Below are 16,850 nucleotides of genomic sequence, written 5' to 3'. Positions count from 1 at the left end.
TTTTACAGAATCGAGGAGAGAGTTTACTTCGATGAGAAGCAATACACATTTCCTGCAAAGTCGCAAACAATCATCCGGTTACCGGATACGGCTACGGTGGAGAATACAGGTGCTCCGAGGTTATATTTCTCTTTTATGATTCCCGTTGCCTGGTCGATAGCGTATAGATAACCGTCGGAAGCTCCGATGTAGACAACTCCTTGTGACGCTACGGGGCTTGTTTCCACTCCGGCTTGCGGGGTGCTGGAGTAAGGGGCGGTGTAGACGAGTGAAGGCGATGTCTCTGCTTTCCATTTGTTGAAAAGTGTGGATTTGTCTAGTGCGAAGACTCCACGGTCGGCAGTACCGAAGATAATCTCCTGTTCGGTGACGAGCGGGGTGGATGTAACGTCCAGATTGGCAGAAAGTTCTTTTTGTTGAAGTACTTTTCCGGTCTGCGGCTCTATGGTGAAGAAGCTTTTGGAAGAGATAATCCATAGTTTTCCGTCTTTATAGACCGGAGATGCTCCCCGGTTGCCGAGCCCGTTGTCGGAGAGTTTCCATAGTTGTTTTCCGGTGCGGACGTCATTGCCGTATAATCCGCCCCATTGCGTTCCGCTGACTAATACATTTCCGGCAACGGTCAGTGTGGTAGTAGCGCCTTCCCGTTGTTTCCAGTCTTTGTTAGTCCATATTGTTTGTCCTGTTTTTAAGTCATAGGCGGATAGTCCGGCGCCGATTCCGGCATAGGCTACGCCTTTATCTACGGTCACTCCTTCTGTCAGATAGGGGTAACTGTTCAGATTGATGTATTGTTTCCAAAGTAATTTCCCTGATTCTGCGTCTAAGGCATAGAGGTTGCAGGCGGCATCCTGGGCTATTACAATTCCATTTTCATAGGCTATTGTGTTCTTTACTGAATTTGCAGTAGGGAATTTCCACAATAGTTTGCCGGAGTTGAAGTCGAATGCGCAGATGAATGTATTCAGTGATACATTGTCGTCGGTGGTGGCGATGAATACTTTTTGTCCGGCGATAATGGGGGAATTCATAAAGATATTGCTGCCTGTGTTGGCTGTCCATTGCAATTGTAGAGGGAGCTTGATTTGAGAATCATTGACTCCGCCGGAGTGAGCGGTGTTTTGAAGCAGGGTGTTCCAGTCTTCGCCGGGAATAGAGGATAGCTTGAAATCTTTTTGATAAGTGAATTGGCTGGTAGCAGTCGCTTTCTTTCCGTCGTTGAAGAATGAAATTACTGTAAGGTTCAGTCTTTTCCCGTTTTCATTCGCCGGTATTTGAATGTTTCCATTCCAGTTCCAGTCGGTGAGAGAGGTAAGATTGCCTTTGGCTATTTCCTGATTGCTTTCTGCGTCGCTTAAGATATAAGAAACGTGTGATGTTTTTGTCTGCGAATGATAGGTGTTGACGGAAACAGGAAGCTGGTTTTCGCCAGTAGAAGCGGCAACGGAAGAAGCGGTAGTCTGATTGTCCATCGGAGAGACGATGGCAATTTGCGGTTCGATGAAAGCGTATCTCAGTTCTGTGCTGATGTTATTATTGGCATCTACTTTAATATCACGGAAAGAAGAAGGTGTATGGTCAATGCCGCCTTTGTCTAACGTTCCGGTGCAGATGGTATAAATTCCATTCTGATTGCGGACGTAGTTGTAGTGCATATGTCCGTATATCTGGGCTTTGGTATTGAAATCACGCAGGTCGAGTATATGTTCATTGTCGGCTTTGAATACAAAAGTGTCGCTTGCGGTGAACAGGTCATGGTTGAAAAGAATCAGCGCTTGCCCTTCTTTCATCAGGGCGAGGTCATTTTTCAGCCAGTTATATACGTCTTTCAGGGTATAGTCAGTCGGGTTGTCTCCGTGGTCGATGGGGGTGACTACGTAATGGATATTGCCGACATCGAATGAATACCATGTCGGGCCGTAGAGGGACTCGTAAAGTTCTTCGCCATACTTGCCTTTCACCAGGTCGTGATTGCCGATGCAATAATAAACGGGGCAGTTCATAGTTTGAGCATTGACTACTTGATTGTGCATGGTAAGTCCCGGTTCGTAACAGATGTCTCCGGTATGAATCAGGAATGCAGGTTTCTCGTTCTTTATATATTGCTGAAGGTCTGTCACCCAACGTCCCATTCCGCCGGTCACTTCGGTATCGGTGATTTGAACGAAAGAATGCTCCTTTGATTTAGTCCGTTCGCTCTCTGTCAGCAGGAAATCATAGCTTTTCCTGTTTTCTTTTACGGGCAGGTAGAAATGCTGTGTTTCGTATCCGGCAGGAGTGGTGATAGTGATGAACCGTGTCTTTTCGAATCCGGGTAAAGAGAACCGACCTTTCTTATCTGTCTTTACTACGTTCAATCCGTCTGTTACCATAACTCCCGCCAGCGGCTTGTCGCCTTTATTAAATATGCCCGATTGGTCGGCGTCGATATAGACTGTTCCTTTGAATTGAGCGCTTAGTGGCAGATATAGTAAAAATGAGATTAGTATGACAGATAGTCTTTTCATGGTCAGTTCTCCGGTTTTTAGTGTGTTAAGCTAATTATTTCTTTTTATTTCAGTTGTTTCATTTCTTCATTGTAGCGTGCTTCTTCTTTGCATAAAGGTTTGTACCACGTCTTTCTTAGTATGAGTGTGGTGACTAGAAGCAGAGCGATGGAACTCCACAATCCCAATTGTTCACGGACAACGAGATACATCGGAATGATGGTAAGCGTACATTGCCAAACGATACCGATTGCCACGTTGAAAGCATCTCTTTTGAAGTTTCTGTTTGGCCGGATATGGGGGTAACGGGCCAGAGCTTTTTCTTCAATCGGCTTCCACCATCCCCAGGGGCGTACACGGGTATAGAAATTGATAAGTGTTTCATCGTCTGTTGGGGGTGCGCTGTATGTTCCTGCAATACATCCTATCAGGGAAACACCGAACAACACCGGGAAGAAATAGAGCACCCATGCATCGGGAACGGTGAATTTCATCACGATTGCCGCCAGTACTCCGGCAGTCATTCCCCAGAAATATCCCTCACCGTTGAAACGCCACCAGTGCCATTTCAGTACGTTGGCGGCAATATATCCACCGAAGAGCGCGCCTACAATCCATTGGAAGATTTCATTGATATCTTTCAGGAAGAATCCGATAACAGTGCTGACCACTACTACGGCGACAGAGATAACATAACTGCTGCGTATCTGTGTTTTTACACTCGCTTTCGGATTAATATATTTCAAGTAAATATCATTCACGATATAGGCAGGGGCTGCATTCACCGTAGAAGCGAAAGTAGACATGAAAGCTGCCAATAGTCCGGCCAACAACAACCCGGCCAGTCCTGCCGGAACATAACGTGTGATTAAGTGAGGAAGAATCGTCTCAAAGTCCGTCCGTGTAACTTCCATCTGCGTCATTCCGCCATCCTCTTTGAAGAAGTAGATAGCCAGCAACGCGAATCCCATAATCATCAGATAACGGGGAATTAATAACACTACTGATACAGAGCCGCTCATCATAGCCGCTTCTTTCGGAGACTTGCAGGACAGAATCTTCTGCATGTCATAGTTGGGTGCAGGGCCTGCCATACTCATAAAAATACCTTTCAGCAAAGCCATCATGACGAAAATGCTTATCAGGCTGTAAGGCTCGTTCGCCATTCGTTCGGTAAGGAGATTCATCCGGCTGCTCCAGTCAATATCGAGCGTCCACCCGAAGAAAGGAGAATCCCAGCCGGCGGGAACAAATGAGTGAATCATATCCGGTGCTACCATCTGCATGCCGATGACGACGATAACGATACCCGCCACGGTCATTATCAGGAATTGGACGACATCCGTCCATACGATACTCAACATTCCGCCGAGCATCACATAGAAAGTGGCGATTGTGGTAAAGAAGATGCCATATACATGAGGTACATATTCTGCAGGAACATTGAAAGGAATAAATGGAGATACCACTTCCCAGGGGATGAATATCTCCATAAATTTACCAATACCTATGAATCCATAACTTAAAAAACCGAGTACGCTCAATAATGCGAATACAATAACAATCGTATGTGAAAGAGTTGACCCTTTACCTTTCCCGAAACGGGTCTTAATCCATTCCGCGCCGGTGAGCACGTTGGAACGACGTAACCACACGGACAGGTAAACCATGAGGAATATCTGATTGAATACCGGCCATAACCAGGGAATCCAGAGACTTTTGAAGCCATAGGCGAATGCCCAATATACCATCAGCATTGTGCCTGTAATATCGAACATTCCGGATGCGTTGGATAATCCCAACATATAGAAAGGCAATGATTTCCCGCCTAAGAAATAGGAATCCATATTTTGGGCAGCCCGTTTCTTTAGAATAAGCCCGATGACAATCATTGCGATAAGATAAGCACATATGATGAGAAGGTCGGTAGTGTGTAATTTCATATTATTGTTTTGATTCGATTTATATGTTCTATGTTCTTTGCGGCAAAGGTAGGGGGAAAGAGGTAAGGAAACAAATATTATTTTAACTCATTCTGATACTATGTTGATATTCCCCGGTTTTTCTTCTCATGTTGCTTTGATTTAATGCTTTATCTTTTATATTCGATAAAATATGCTTGTTTTTGTCTTTTATAATCGATAAAATAGTGATATATTTGTCTTTTATAAAAGATGAATGCGTATGGAAAAGAATGTGTTTAAGACTCTGATTGTTGAATATCAGCAGTTTGTGAAGGGAATTACTTTAATTGAGCGTGATATTCATTTGTCAGCTCAGTTAAACTATGTTTTTGTCGGTCTTCGTCGTGCCGGGAAATCCTATTTGATGTATCAGCAAATACAGAACTTATTGAAAGAAGGACATAAGGTGGAAGAAATTCTTTATTTCAATTTTGAAGATGACCGTTTGGTCAACCTGACTGTAGAAGATCTTGACCTTATAAAAGTCTGTTATGAAGAATTATACGCATATCGTCCTATTTTCTTTTTAGACGAAATACAGATAGTCCAACATTGGGAAAGATTTGCCCGCAGGCTTGCCGATCAGAAATATCGGGTGTATGTTACCGGAAGTAATGCGAAGATGCTCAGTAGCGAGATTGCCACGACATTGGGCGGACGGTTTATTGTACAGAATGTGTATCCTTTCTCATTCCGGGAGTGTTTGAAAGCCAATAACATTATGGTTGAGCCAACGTGGTATTTCAAAAACCGGGCAGAGATAGTCCGCTCGTTTTCCGAATACTTCTATTATGGCGGATTACCGGAATTGGAACTGGTAGAGGGAGCAGAGAAGCGCCAATGGTTAAGTAACTTATTCAATAAGATATTTTTCGGTGATTTGATAACACGTTATTCCATTCGGAATGATTTAGCAATGAAAGTTCTTATCCGGAAGTTGGCAGAAAGTGTGAAACAACCTTCCTCGTTCAGCCGTTTATCGAATATCGTTTCGTCTGCCGGAGCTAAAACTACAACAGATACTATTATTGATTATCTGGAGTTCCTGCAGGCTACGTGGCTCATTTTCTCATTGGAGAATTATGCCAGTAAACTGGCTGAGAAAGTCTCAAATCGGAAATACTATTTTATAGATAATGGACTACTGAACCTTTTCCTGATTGATCCGGTGACTTCATTGCTGGAGAACTTGGTTGCCATTACTTTGAGAAAGAAATATGAAGATGAACTCTACTTTTACCACCAGAATATAGAAGTTGATTTTTATATTCCGGCAGAAAAACTGGCAGTGCAAGTATCATATAGCTTGAAAGAAGAAACAACACGTAAACGTGAGATAACCGCTTTGTTGAAAATGGCTGCGGTGATGGAAGTGGAGAAATTGCTTGTCATTACGAATGACGAGGAAGAAGTGATAACAGAAAATGGTAAGGAGATTAATGTGATTCCGATTTGGAAGTGGTTGTTGGAATTTGATGGCTGAGTTGGCATGAAAAGGAAAACGCAAAGCTGTCAACTATAAGGGAGAATCAGACAACTTTGCGTTTTGTGAGTTAAACATATTGCTCTGTCATGACTAGTTTGTTCGTTTCTACGAGCTTGCAAATGCTTTTCACAGACGTAGCGGAACGGAATCCGTCTGCCGGTGTGTGGAGACAATAATCCGTCAGCCTGTCGATTGACGAGGTTGCCACGTGCATGCGGGTGTCGGAAGAAGCGTAATAGATATATACTGTTCCGTCCTCATCAACAATCCAACCGTTCGAGAAGAGTACGTTGGATACATCTCCGATTCTTTCCTCTCCCATAGGGGCAAGCAAGAAACCGCCCGGTTCGGCAATGATTTTAGTCGGGTCTTCCAGAGAGGTCATATACAGATAGAGTACATAACGCAAGCCGGCGGCACAAGCGCGAACTCCGTGAGCCAGATGTAGCCAACCTTTTGGGGTTTTGATAGGATGAGGCCCTTCACCGTTCTTCACCTCTTTGATGGTATGATAATGGCGGTGGTTGATGATGATTTCTTCTTTCACTTCCGCATGGGTTATATCATCTATCAGTGCCCAACCGATACCGCCGCCGTTGCCGGCATTGATGAAATTATCCTGCGGACGGGTGTACAGGGCATATTTACCGTTTACAAATTCCGGGTGCAAAACGACATTGCGTTGCTGGCTTTTGGAAATCAGATTCGGCAGTCGCTCCCAGTTCTTCAAATCTTTGGTACGCACGATACCCGCTTTGGCTATGGCAGAAGACAAGTCGCCGGGGGTGGCGTCCGGGTCAAGGCTTTCGCTGCAAAAGATACCGTAAATCCAACCGTCATCATGGGCTGTCAGGCGCATATCATACACGTTCGTCTCTTCAGGATATAAATCCGGCAATTGAACCGGATACTCCCAAAAACGGAAATTATCTATTCCGTTCGGGCTTTCGGCGATGGCGAAGAATGATTTGCGGTCATATCCTTCCACCCGTCCCATGACAAGGTACTTTCCGTTGAATTTGATAGCTCCTGCATTGAATACGGCATTGATGCCGAAGCGTTCCATAAAGAAAGGGTTCGTTTCGGGGTTGAAGTCGTATCTCCATTCCAACGGAGTGTGGGCGGCTGTCAGTATGGGATATTTGTAACGTTCAAAGATACCGTTGCCTGGTAGTATCTTTTCATTTTCACGTGAGATGAGCGATTCGAATTCTTCGGTAAGAATACGTAATCTGTTATCATATCTATTCATATCTATTCAAGAATTTATAAAAAGAGACTGGCTACAATACAGACAGAAATAAGGAACGTACTGTGTTGCGCGGACAGTCTCTTTTTATGTTGGTCATTTCAAAAGTATGGGGGTACTTTCAAAATCCATGTGTCAGGTTTATAAATTATTGCTTGGTTATCATATAAGAACGGACAGTGCAGCCGGCTTCCAGGAAGCTGACCCAATACCAGCCATCTTCTGCTTTATCAATGCGACAGTCTTCTATCGGATATTTTACACTCTTGTCGATTGCGTTTCTCGTCACCTTATATAGTACAGGGGCACTCTTATCGCCTTCTTTCAAGTCTCCTGAGAATTGCACGGCAAAACCGCTGGCAGAAGTTCCGGAGCTTTTTATAACCAGTTCGGACATATTGAACTCTTCCGAATGAGTAATGATACCTACGGCCGAAGTAGACAGGCTTTGATAAGAACTGGAGCTTTTAATCAGGTAACGATAAGACGGATCTTGCAGATAAGGGCTATCTATATAAAGCACATTGATACTGATTGATTCGCCTTCCTGGTCACTAATAGTAATCGTTTTGTTGAAACGGTATCTTCTGAGCCCTTCGACAATGACTTCTGTTCCGTTTTCCGCTATTGTGCATTTCAGATACGTGGCAGAACCATTGTTTGTACAGGTATAGCCGCCGTTACCATTCAGAATTTTAAGCATTAGGGGCTCGCCGACCGTCAGATAAGAGATTTCTTCATTATTGTCGAGTGCCAGTTTTTTGATGACTTTTACGGAAAGTTCCGCACTCTTATTCAGCCTGTCGGTCACTGTAACCGTTGCAGTACCCGGTGACAGGGACTCTACCCGGATCTGTCCTTCTTCATCTACCGTAGCTTTGGCAACCGATTCCTTATCGACAGTCACTTTGTATCCTCTGTTTCCCGTATGTATCTGAATTGCTTTGCTCTCGTTCGGATACATCTTGGTGGAAGAAACCGCCAATACCAATTCACTTAACTGGTCAACGATTACTTTTACACTGATGCTCATTTTCGCCCAGTCAGTGATTGTCAGGTTGGCGCTACCGGCTTTCAACGCAGTTACTTTAATCGCGTTTCCTTCGGCAACGGCCGTCACTACCTCTTCATCCGAACTGGCAATCTTGTAGTTCCCATTTCCCTGAAGCATCCGGATTGTCCCTTCCGGTGTCTCGTCGAAGTTGATGATCAGCTCTTGCGTATCCGGCACCAGTTGATGGTAGGAAGGAACATCATCGTTACAGCCGGAGAATACGGTAACGGCTGCAAGCAGGAATCCTGCTAAATATAATAGATTTCTTTTCATACTATTCATTGTTTATTTGGAACATTTATTCTGCTTCAATATCTTTCATTTTACCGGTGACGGTGACAACGCTAAACTTGGGAACGGTGATGGCACGCAGTCCGCTAAGAGACGGGTTTATTTTCTTGCGTTGCCATTTCACGCCTTCGTCCGATGTATATGCAATCATCGTCTGGAATTCTTTTCCTTCAATCTCCAGTTTCGTTTCGAAAGCCTTGCTGGTAGAGTTATTTACTAATACGATAGTATAGGTGCCGTCGTCTTTCACGTAAGCTGTCATTAACAGTTCTTTGGGGAAGGCTTCGTCATCATTTTCAGGAGCAATCGTTTTTACATCCACGCGGCGGCTTCCTTCCGGGATAAACTTGGTGAATTGTCCGTAGCTGTAATAGCGGGCGGCTCTTTCATAGTTTGTTCCGGGCAGTGCTTCTTCCAGTCTGATGAGTGCTTCATTATTGGTACAGGGACGTGCGCCTGCCCACCAAACAAATGCATTCAGGTTGGAAACGGCGAGGTAATTGTGGAAAGTGGTAGCCCATTGCATCGCATTTTTCCAGGACGGGTCATACGTATCCGTAGAACTGGTTTCCGTATTCCAAAGATGAATATTCTTTTCTGCGCAAAGAGGGGATTGTACAAATTCCGTGTTGCCGATCAATGTATATCCATGAGCTGCGGCAATGATATTGGAATTAACCAGTTCGGGACATGCCTTCAGACCATTTTCCAGAAAAGTGACTCCCGCTTTCCACCATGAGTGCTCGCCGAAGATAATTTTCATATCCTGATAACCTGCCTTGTCTAATGCCGGACGAAGATTCTTCTGGCAGAAATTTGCCAGATTGGTATAGCTCCAACTGCATCCGTTCCATCCTGTTCCGCTACTGTTCGGTTCATTGGACGGTGAGATGGCATAGATGTCGATTCCGAATTTCTCTTGATATGTCTTGATGAAATCTATCAGATAATCAGCATACTCATCTTCCGAGCCGGATTTCAAACTACCGCCGGAAGGTTTTCCGTTAGATTTCATTGTTCCGGGAGGACTCCATGTAGAGAACATGAACTTTACATCTTTGTATTTTCTCTGAAGGATATCCACCAGCCACATTTGTCCCAACTGCACCTGTTCGCCACATCCCGAACCGTTGAAGTCTCTCCAATAATCATTAATCATGGACGGGTCATTCGGAGCCAGGTTGAATGTGCGGTTAATACCGAAGTCGATAACATTGGTAGTCGGATTCTGATAGTGTGGAAATACCTCACCCCGGAAGATATTCAGTTTCAAACCGTTCTCGCCAAACAAGTCGTTTACTACATCTTCACGTTGCATATGGTTCCATATACGGTGTGACCATTCGGCAAAAGCACATCCGAAACCATCAATAATCTGATGTTCGTGCCCATCTCCGAGCTGTACTTTGATGACAGCTTCGGTAGTCGGTTCGGCAGAGAAACCGTCGTCTTCGTCTGTTTCTTCTACCGGGTCGGGAATGTAGACATCACCGTGACTCAAACTTCCGTCCTCACAAGAGTATCCTAGAAATAGGAAGAGGGATACGAATAATAATGAATATATCTTTTTCATATTGTTTCTTTATTAAGTTAATCTTGCCCGGGCATTATCTCCATAGGCTGGTTTGCACCATCGCAGTATTATTGTTTAATTCACTGGTCGGTATCGGATAGTACAGGTGTTTTTCCTGGAAGTTTTCCGCACCTTGCTTTCCATTAGCCTTGAGTATCAACTGGATTTCACTAACGGAATACCAACGTTTGAGGTCATCGAAACGGTGGCCTTCCGCAAAGAATTCCAGTAAGCATTGGTGTTCGATTTCAGCCATCAGGTCGGCTTGTGCGAAGGTTTTTTCCTGAAGTCCCGCCCGTTTGCGGATTAGTTTCAAGGCGTAGTTGGCGCCGTCCGCATCGTCCGTTTTGGCACATGCTTCAGCATAAAGCAACAGTACTTCTGCAAAACGCATCACACGTAAGTTGCTCGATCTTCCTTCCTTGTTACCCATGTTGTCCGGCGCTTTATCGTCCACATAGTATGCAACGTTTTTCTTAATCAGGAATTTACCTGCTGTTCCACTGACATTGAAACTGGGAGCACCACCTGCCATTTTACCTTCGTTGCCTTCCCAAAGGTCGTCCATCGAATAGTTGTTGCCATACCATTTCTCATTAGGCACTTTATCGCCATAGTTGGCCGCGTCGAAGAAAAGACTGGCATACATACGCTTGTCAAACTTGGTATCCGCATCACCCGGACGGGTTTCTTTCGTAAATTCTCCTACGATTAAAGAGTTCGGCATCAGCTTGGCCCATCCTCCGGATTTTACCGGGCCGATAAACTGTGGTATGTAGCAACCCAGGCAGATACCGCTTTCATTACTCCAGGAGTATTCTCCGTCAGGGCTGTATGCTATCTCGTATACGGATTCTTTGTTAAATTCTTCTTCATTCGTGAAGTTCTTTCCGAAGTCGTCGATTAATTCATAAGAATAAGGAGATGTCAATAACGTTTCCAACAACTGTTTTGCTTCCGGATATTTATGTTGGGTGGCATATACTTTACCCAACATTGCGATAGCGGCGCCTTTCGTTACCCGCTCTTTGGCCGTAGTACGTTCCACCGGTAAGTTGCATTTGATGGCATTGCCCAAATCGTCTTCCACTTGTGCCCATAAGGCAGCCTCACTGGCAGGGCCTTTGTTCGTTTCATCTTCGTTGGAAGGTAGCAGGCGCAAAGGAACTTCCCTGTAATTGTTGACTAGCAGGAAATACTGGTAGCCACGCAGGAAAAGCGCTTCACCCTTTATCATCGAACGGTCGTCTTCCGTGATGCCCGATGCCGGTATTTGGTCGATATAACGTAATACGATATTGGCACGCTGGATGCCTGAATAAAGTGCTCCGTAAGGGTCGTTGCCGGTAGACGGTGAATTCAGGAAGTTTGCGATATTCCACATAGGGACTTCTTCTCCTTTGATTGTGTAGATATCGTCCCCGCGACCGTTCAGGTTCAGCCATCCGTCAAATGCGCCGAAGTACCCGTACATTGCCCCCTTTATGGGAGAATAGGCGGCGGCCAGAGCGCTTTCCGCGTCTGCTTTATCTTTCCAGAAATTACTTTCCGTGAAATGATTCGGGTCTGACAGGTTCAAAAAGCTGGATTCGTCGCACGATGTCAGCGTTCCGGTGAGAAGAGCTGCCATGCACATATATGATAACCAATTTCTTTTCATGTTTATAGACATTTAATGTTTAATATTAATTTAAGGTATTACAGGTTCACTTGTATTCCGAATGAGATGGTACGGGGCAACGGATAACGTCCTTGGTCGATACCTCTCGAGAATACGTTGTAGTCAACGCCCGCGACAGTACTTTCACCCAAATCCGGCGTGTAGCCCGAATATTTGGTCAGTGTGAAGAGGTTTTCCATTGAAGTGTATATTCTTACATTTTCAAGCTTTACCTTCTTTGTCAGGTTTTTGGGTAATGTATAACCGATATCCAGTGTCTTCAGTCGCAGGTATGAACCGTTTTCCAGCCATCTGTCGCTGTATGCCCATTTGTTGTCCGCGCCATCTGTCTTGGAGAAGCGTGGGATGTCGGTGTTCTGATTATCCGGCCGCCATGAGTTGGCAAGTACAGTGCTCATGTTCCCGTTGAAGTTTCCTGATTCCAGACGGTAACGCGGGTAGTTGTAGATTTTGTTGCCCACCATTCCGTCAAAGAAAAGGTTGAAGTCGAAATTGTTCCATTCACCGCCCATTCTTACGCCGAACGTGAAATCGGGGAAAGGACTTCCTACATCGTGCTGGTCGTCTGTATTAATCTTGCCGTCGCCGTTCCAGTCTTTGTAACGTACGTCGCCTACTTGCGCTCCGGGTTGGATGAGTTCGCCGTCTTTGTTCTTGTAGTTGGCAATCTCTTCCGCCGAACGGAATAGACCGTCCGTCTCAATCAGGTTGAAATAGGACATCGGATGACCTTCGGCAAACATATTGATACCACGACCGCCGGCACCATGTGCGCTATATCCGGAAATCATCAGGTTCTGTCCGCCCAATGTAATCTTAGTCACTTCATTCTTGTCGGCAGCGATATTGGCGCCTACATAATAAGTGAACTTCTCCTTGATGGAACCGCGGTAATTCACGGCAAATTCAAATCCTTTATTCCGTACCTGACCTGCGTTTTGGATCGAGTTTCCGCTGATACCGGTGGAAGCGGTCGATGGAATAGGCAGCAATACATCATTCGTATTTTTAATATACGCATCCGCAGTGAAAGTCAATTGTCCGTTCAGCAGGCTGACATCCAGACCGATGTTGTAAGTCTCCGTATTTTCCCATGTCAGGTTGGCGGGTGAAATAGCCTGTACATAAGGCATAGAGCCAAACCACGGCGCATTGTTCGATACATAGTTCATCCCGTCCGATACGACACTCTGCGTAGGATAATAACTGGTCATTTCCTGATTACCGAGTTTACCGTAGCTGAAACGTAGTTTCAACTGATCGAATACATTTTCCAACGGTTTGAAGAACTTCTCGCGGTTGATATTCCATCCCACGGAAACAGACGGGAATGCGCCGTACTGATGCCCTTTCTTGAAGCGTGACGAACCGTCGCGGCGGATGGACGCGGAGAATAAATAACGGTCGTCATAGGAGTACATTACACGTCCGAACAGAGATACCAATGCCAGTTCATTCAGGCTGCTGGATGCTTTCAGGTTGGAAGGATCCACGTTACCCGGCATTGTTTCTATAAACTGGGGCATGTCGCTGTTCTTCCCGTACAGGCTGTGGCTCTTGTCCTTTTGTGCCGAATAGCCCGCAAGAAGCGACAGGTTATGCTTGTTGAACGTACGGTCGTAATTCAACGTATTTTCCAATACCCATGATTCCCAGGTGGATGATTTCTCTTCCAGGTCGGGCTTGTCATTCTTTCCGAATGTTCCTAAATCATACGCATCTGTATATTTGCGGTATTTGGTATGTTCTTTCCGGATACCTACATTCAGCTTGTATTTTAATCCTTTGATGATTTCCGCCTGCAGATAAGCATTGAGGAAGATTCTGGTAGTTTCGGTCCGTTCGTCATTCACGGTCATTTCCGCCAACGGATTGGGCAGGTTTATATCGTTGGAAGTACCCCAGCCGCCCGAATTTGTAGAGTCATATACCGGCACTACCGACGGGAACTGGAAGATATCGAACATGGTATCCTGATGGATATATCCGCTTCCTTTGGTCAGGTTTACAATCATGGATTCACCTATCGTCAACCGGTTGTTCAGGAAAGAATAATCGCTCTTCAAACGGATGTTGTAAGATTCGTGATCTGTATTGCGCAAGATACCTTCCTTATTGAGATAACTTACGGACGAACTGTAAGAACCATTTTTTGAACCGCCGCTGATGGTTGCGTTGGCCTTGTAAGTCATGGCGGTGCGCAGCATTACGTCCTGCCAGTCTGTACCTTCACCGATGAAAGGCGTTGCTCCGTTTTCCGAACCGTAACCATCACCCGCCAGGCGATAGTAACGTGCGAAACGGCTATATTCTTCTCCATTGAAAACCTTCAGTGTTTTGGGGGCTTGGCTGATACCTGTGAAGAAATTGACGTCCAGTTTGGTAGGCATGTCTTTCCGCCCGCTTTTCGTTGTGATTAATACCACGCCGCCTGCTGCGCGTGAACCGTAAATGGCTGCTGCGGCGGCATCTTTCAATACCTCGATGGAGGAGATGTCATTAGGATCTACCATGCTGATGTCACCGAATGCACCGTCAACGACATACAACGGATTGTTGTTGGATAATGAACTGATACCGCGCACATTGATGGTCATACTTCCGTTAGGGTCACCGCTGGAACTTGCCACCGATACTCCGGGAATCTTTCCTTGCAGTGCCGTCGCGGCATTGGAAGCCACCTGCCCGTTCAACTCTTTTGCGCTGACCGAACTTACAGCTCCCGAAAGATGGCTTTTCTTTACTGTGCCGTAACCGATAACCACTACTTGCTCGAGGGCTATATTATCTTCTTCCATCGCGACATTGATGGGTGCTCCGGATGTAATGGCCCTTTCTATTTGTTTCATACCTATTGTCGAGAATATCAAAGTATTCCCTCTGCCTGCCTTGATGGAATATTTCCCATCCGCGTCTGTTACTGTGCCGGTGTCTTGACCTTTGACTCTGACCGTAACTCCAGGTAAAGGTTCATTCGTTGTAGCTTCTGTCACTACTCCTTTTACTTCAATGTCTTGGGCTGCCAGTGGAATACTAGCCATGCAGAGAAATAAGAATAGTAAGAAATGAATTTTTCTTCTCATAATTTATTGCATTAGATTTATAACTCCAGTTCAATTATCAATTGATCCATGGAAATTTCAATTGATAATCGTCTGATGCAAAAGTAGAGGATAATGCTCTGCAAGGCAAATGATATCTTAGCTCGTTCTGATACAATTTTGCCTGTATTTTCTGATGTAATAATTATTTAATAAGATACGTGTGGGTTGCATGTAGGACTGACAAAGCTTATTTGTAGGCTGTGTGAGGGTTATGTACTGTGACGATATTTCTTGTGTGTCGGACGATTCTGTCTTATTACTTGTTTTCGAGAAAGGTAATATGGTATTAGAACAAAGAATAGTAGTATTAATTTGTTTTTGTTAATGATACTATTTTGCAGTTAGTTGTATAAGATTATATCGGGAGAACCCTTTTAGGACAAAAAAATTGCTATCATTTTGCTTGAGCTGTAGCGACTTCTCTTGAAGAAATCCGTTATCTTTATTATGAAAAGAGAGGAAATCCTTGCGGGGATACCCTCTCTTTACTTTTCTTTTCAACTGATGTTAGGAATTATTCTTTATACCCTACAATGCGCACTTTTGATAAGTGCTATTTTACCTGCAATACGCACTTTTTGTATCAGTTATTGCCCTGCTTTATAAAAAAGCCCGCCATTGACGTGGAATTTGTCAATGACGAGCAGCTACTATTATTCTAAGACCTATATCTAACTTGTGTTATCTTAAAAATAAACCTTTTCTGCCGTTACATATTTGTTAGCTTCTATGAGCTTACAGATATTTTCTACAGAAGCGGCAGAACGTAAGCCGTCTGCCGGTGTGTGAAAGCAGTAATCTATCAATCTGTCTAGGCTGGAAGTTGCTACGTGCATGCGGGTATCCGAAGATGCATAATAGATATATACCGTTCCGTCCTCATCTGCAATCCATCCGTTGGAGAAGAGTACGTTCGATACATCTCCTATTCTTTCCTCTCTTACGGGTGCGAGCAGATATCCTCCGGGTTCGGCAATAATCTTTGTCGGGTCTTCGAGAGACGTCATGTACAGATAGAGAACATAGCGCAGTCCGGCGGCGCAACCACGCACGCCATGGGCGAGGTGCAACCATCCTTTGGGGGTTTTGATAGGATGAGGTCCCTCGCCATTCTTCACCTCTTTTATAGTGTGGTAGTGACGGTGGTTGATGATAATCTCTTCTTTTACTTCTGCATGAGTCATATCATCTATTAATGCCCAGCCGATACCTCCGCCGTTTCCGGCGTCAATAAAGCTGTCCTGCGGACGGGTGTACAAAGCATATTTGCCGTTGACAAATTCCGGATGCAGGACGACGTTGCGTTGCTGACTTTGGGAAATCAGGTTCGGCAGGCGTTCCCAATTCTTCAAGTCTTTGGTGCGGACGATACCTGCTTTCGCTACGGCGGAAGATAGGTCGCCCGGTGCGGCATTCGGATCAAGGCTTTCGCTACAGAAGATGCCGTAAATCCAACCATCTTCGTGTGCCGTCAGGCGCATGTCGTAGACGTTGGTTTCCGACGGGTCTGTATCCGGTAGTTGTATCGGGTATTCCCAAAAACGAAAATTGTCTATGCCATTCGGGCTTTCGGCAATGGCAAAGAATGATTTGCGGTCATTCCCTTCCACACGGACTACCATCAGATACTTTCCGTTCCATTTGATGGCTCCCGAATTCATGGCAGCATTGACTCCTATACGTTCCATAAGCCAGGGATTCGTTTCCGGATTCAGGTCATAACGCCACTCCAAAGGAGTGTGCTCGTTTGTTAAAACCGGATATTCGTATCTTTCAAAAATCCCGTTGCCCGGAAGAATTCTCTTGTTCGGGCGGGTTATCAGAGCTTCATGTGCATTTTTGAGAACACACAATCGATTGTCATAAATTCTACTCATTGTGAATTGTTCTTTCTTTTTCTTCCTAAGTTTAAGAAGTACTGGAAGCGTGGGGGCACTTCCGGTAGAATGTGTTAATAGTTTA

At 44.9% G+C, this 16,850-nt stretch carries 9 protein-coding genes; 1 reads left to right on the top strand and 8 read right to left on the bottom strand.

Annotated features, from left to right (window positions below):
* Positions 1-23 precede the first annotated feature (23 nt).
* Complete coding sequence (locus AB5443_RS11440; protein WP_368113403.1) at positions 24-2,507, bottom strand: PQQ-binding-like beta-propeller repeat protein; 2,484 nt, start codon at positions 2,505-2,507, stop codon at positions 24-26.
* A gap of 44 nt (positions 2,508-2,551) precedes the next feature.
* Positions 2,552-4,429: a sodium:solute symporter family protein gene (locus AB5443_RS11435; RefSeq protein WP_368113404.1), complete on the bottom strand. Its 1,878-nt coding sequence runs from the start codon at positions 4,427-4,429 to the stop codon at positions 2,552-2,554.
* A 241-nt stretch (positions 4,430-4,670) separates the two neighbouring features.
* On the opposite strand from AB5443_RS11435, the gene AB5443_RS11430 reads away from it, so the two are divergent.
* On the top strand, positions 4,671-5,933 hold the full coding sequence (locus AB5443_RS11430) for an ATP-binding protein (RefSeq protein ID WP_277130382.1): 1,263 nt from the start codon (positions 4,671-4,673) through the stop codon (positions 5,931-5,933).
* Positions 5,934-6,003: 70 nt separating this feature from the next.
* Here AB5443_RS11430 and AB5443_RS11425 read toward each other — a convergent pair whose 3' ends face one another.
* From AB5443_RS11425 to AB5443_RS11400, 6 genes are all read right to left on the bottom strand, one after another.
* On the bottom strand, positions 6,004-7,188 hold the full coding sequence (locus AB5443_RS11425; protein ID WP_277130384.1) for a glycosidase: 1,185 nt from the start codon (positions 7,186-7,188) through the stop codon (positions 6,004-6,006).
* 145 nt (positions 7,189-7,333) lie between these two features.
* A complete protein-coding gene (locus tag AB5443_RS11420) occupies positions 7,334-8,512 on the bottom strand; it encodes a hypothetical protein (protein ID WP_277130386.1) in 1,179 nt (392 codons plus the stop codon).
* 25 nt (positions 8,513-8,537) lie between these two features.
* Entirely contained in the window at positions 8,538-10,103 is a 1,566-nt protein-coding gene (locus AB5443_RS11415) for a glycoside hydrolase (protein ID WP_277130388.1), read from the bottom strand.
* Positions 10,104-10,137: 34 nt separating this feature from the next.
* Positions 10,138-11,763, bottom strand: a complete 1,626-nt coding sequence (locus AB5443_RS11410) for a RagB/SusD family nutrient uptake outer membrane protein (RefSeq protein ID WP_277130390.1) — start codon at positions 11,761-11,763, stop codon at positions 10,138-10,140.
* Positions 11,764-11,801: 38 nt separating this feature from the next.
* Positions 11,802-14,867, bottom strand: a complete 3,066-nt coding sequence (locus tag AB5443_RS11405; protein ID WP_368113405.1) for a SusC/RagA family TonB-linked outer membrane protein — start codon at positions 14,865-14,867, stop codon at positions 11,802-11,804.
* A 707-nt stretch (positions 14,868-15,574) separates the two neighbouring features.
* Positions 15,575-16,765 (bottom strand): glycosidase, encoded by a 1,191-nt coding sequence (locus AB5443_RS11400; protein WP_368113406.1) that lies wholly within the window; start codon positions 16,763-16,765, stop codon positions 15,575-15,577.
* Positions 16,766-16,850 lie beyond the last annotated feature (85 nt).

The organism is Bacteroides sp. RTP21281st1_H5_RTP21281_210402 (assembly GCF_040918965.1).
GTDB lineage: Bacteria > Bacteroidota > Bacteroidia > Bacteroidales > Bacteroidaceae > Bacteroides > Bacteroides congonensis.
Note: the sequence above shows the minus strand (reverse complement) of the source record. Positions and strands in the feature narration are given on the sequence as shown.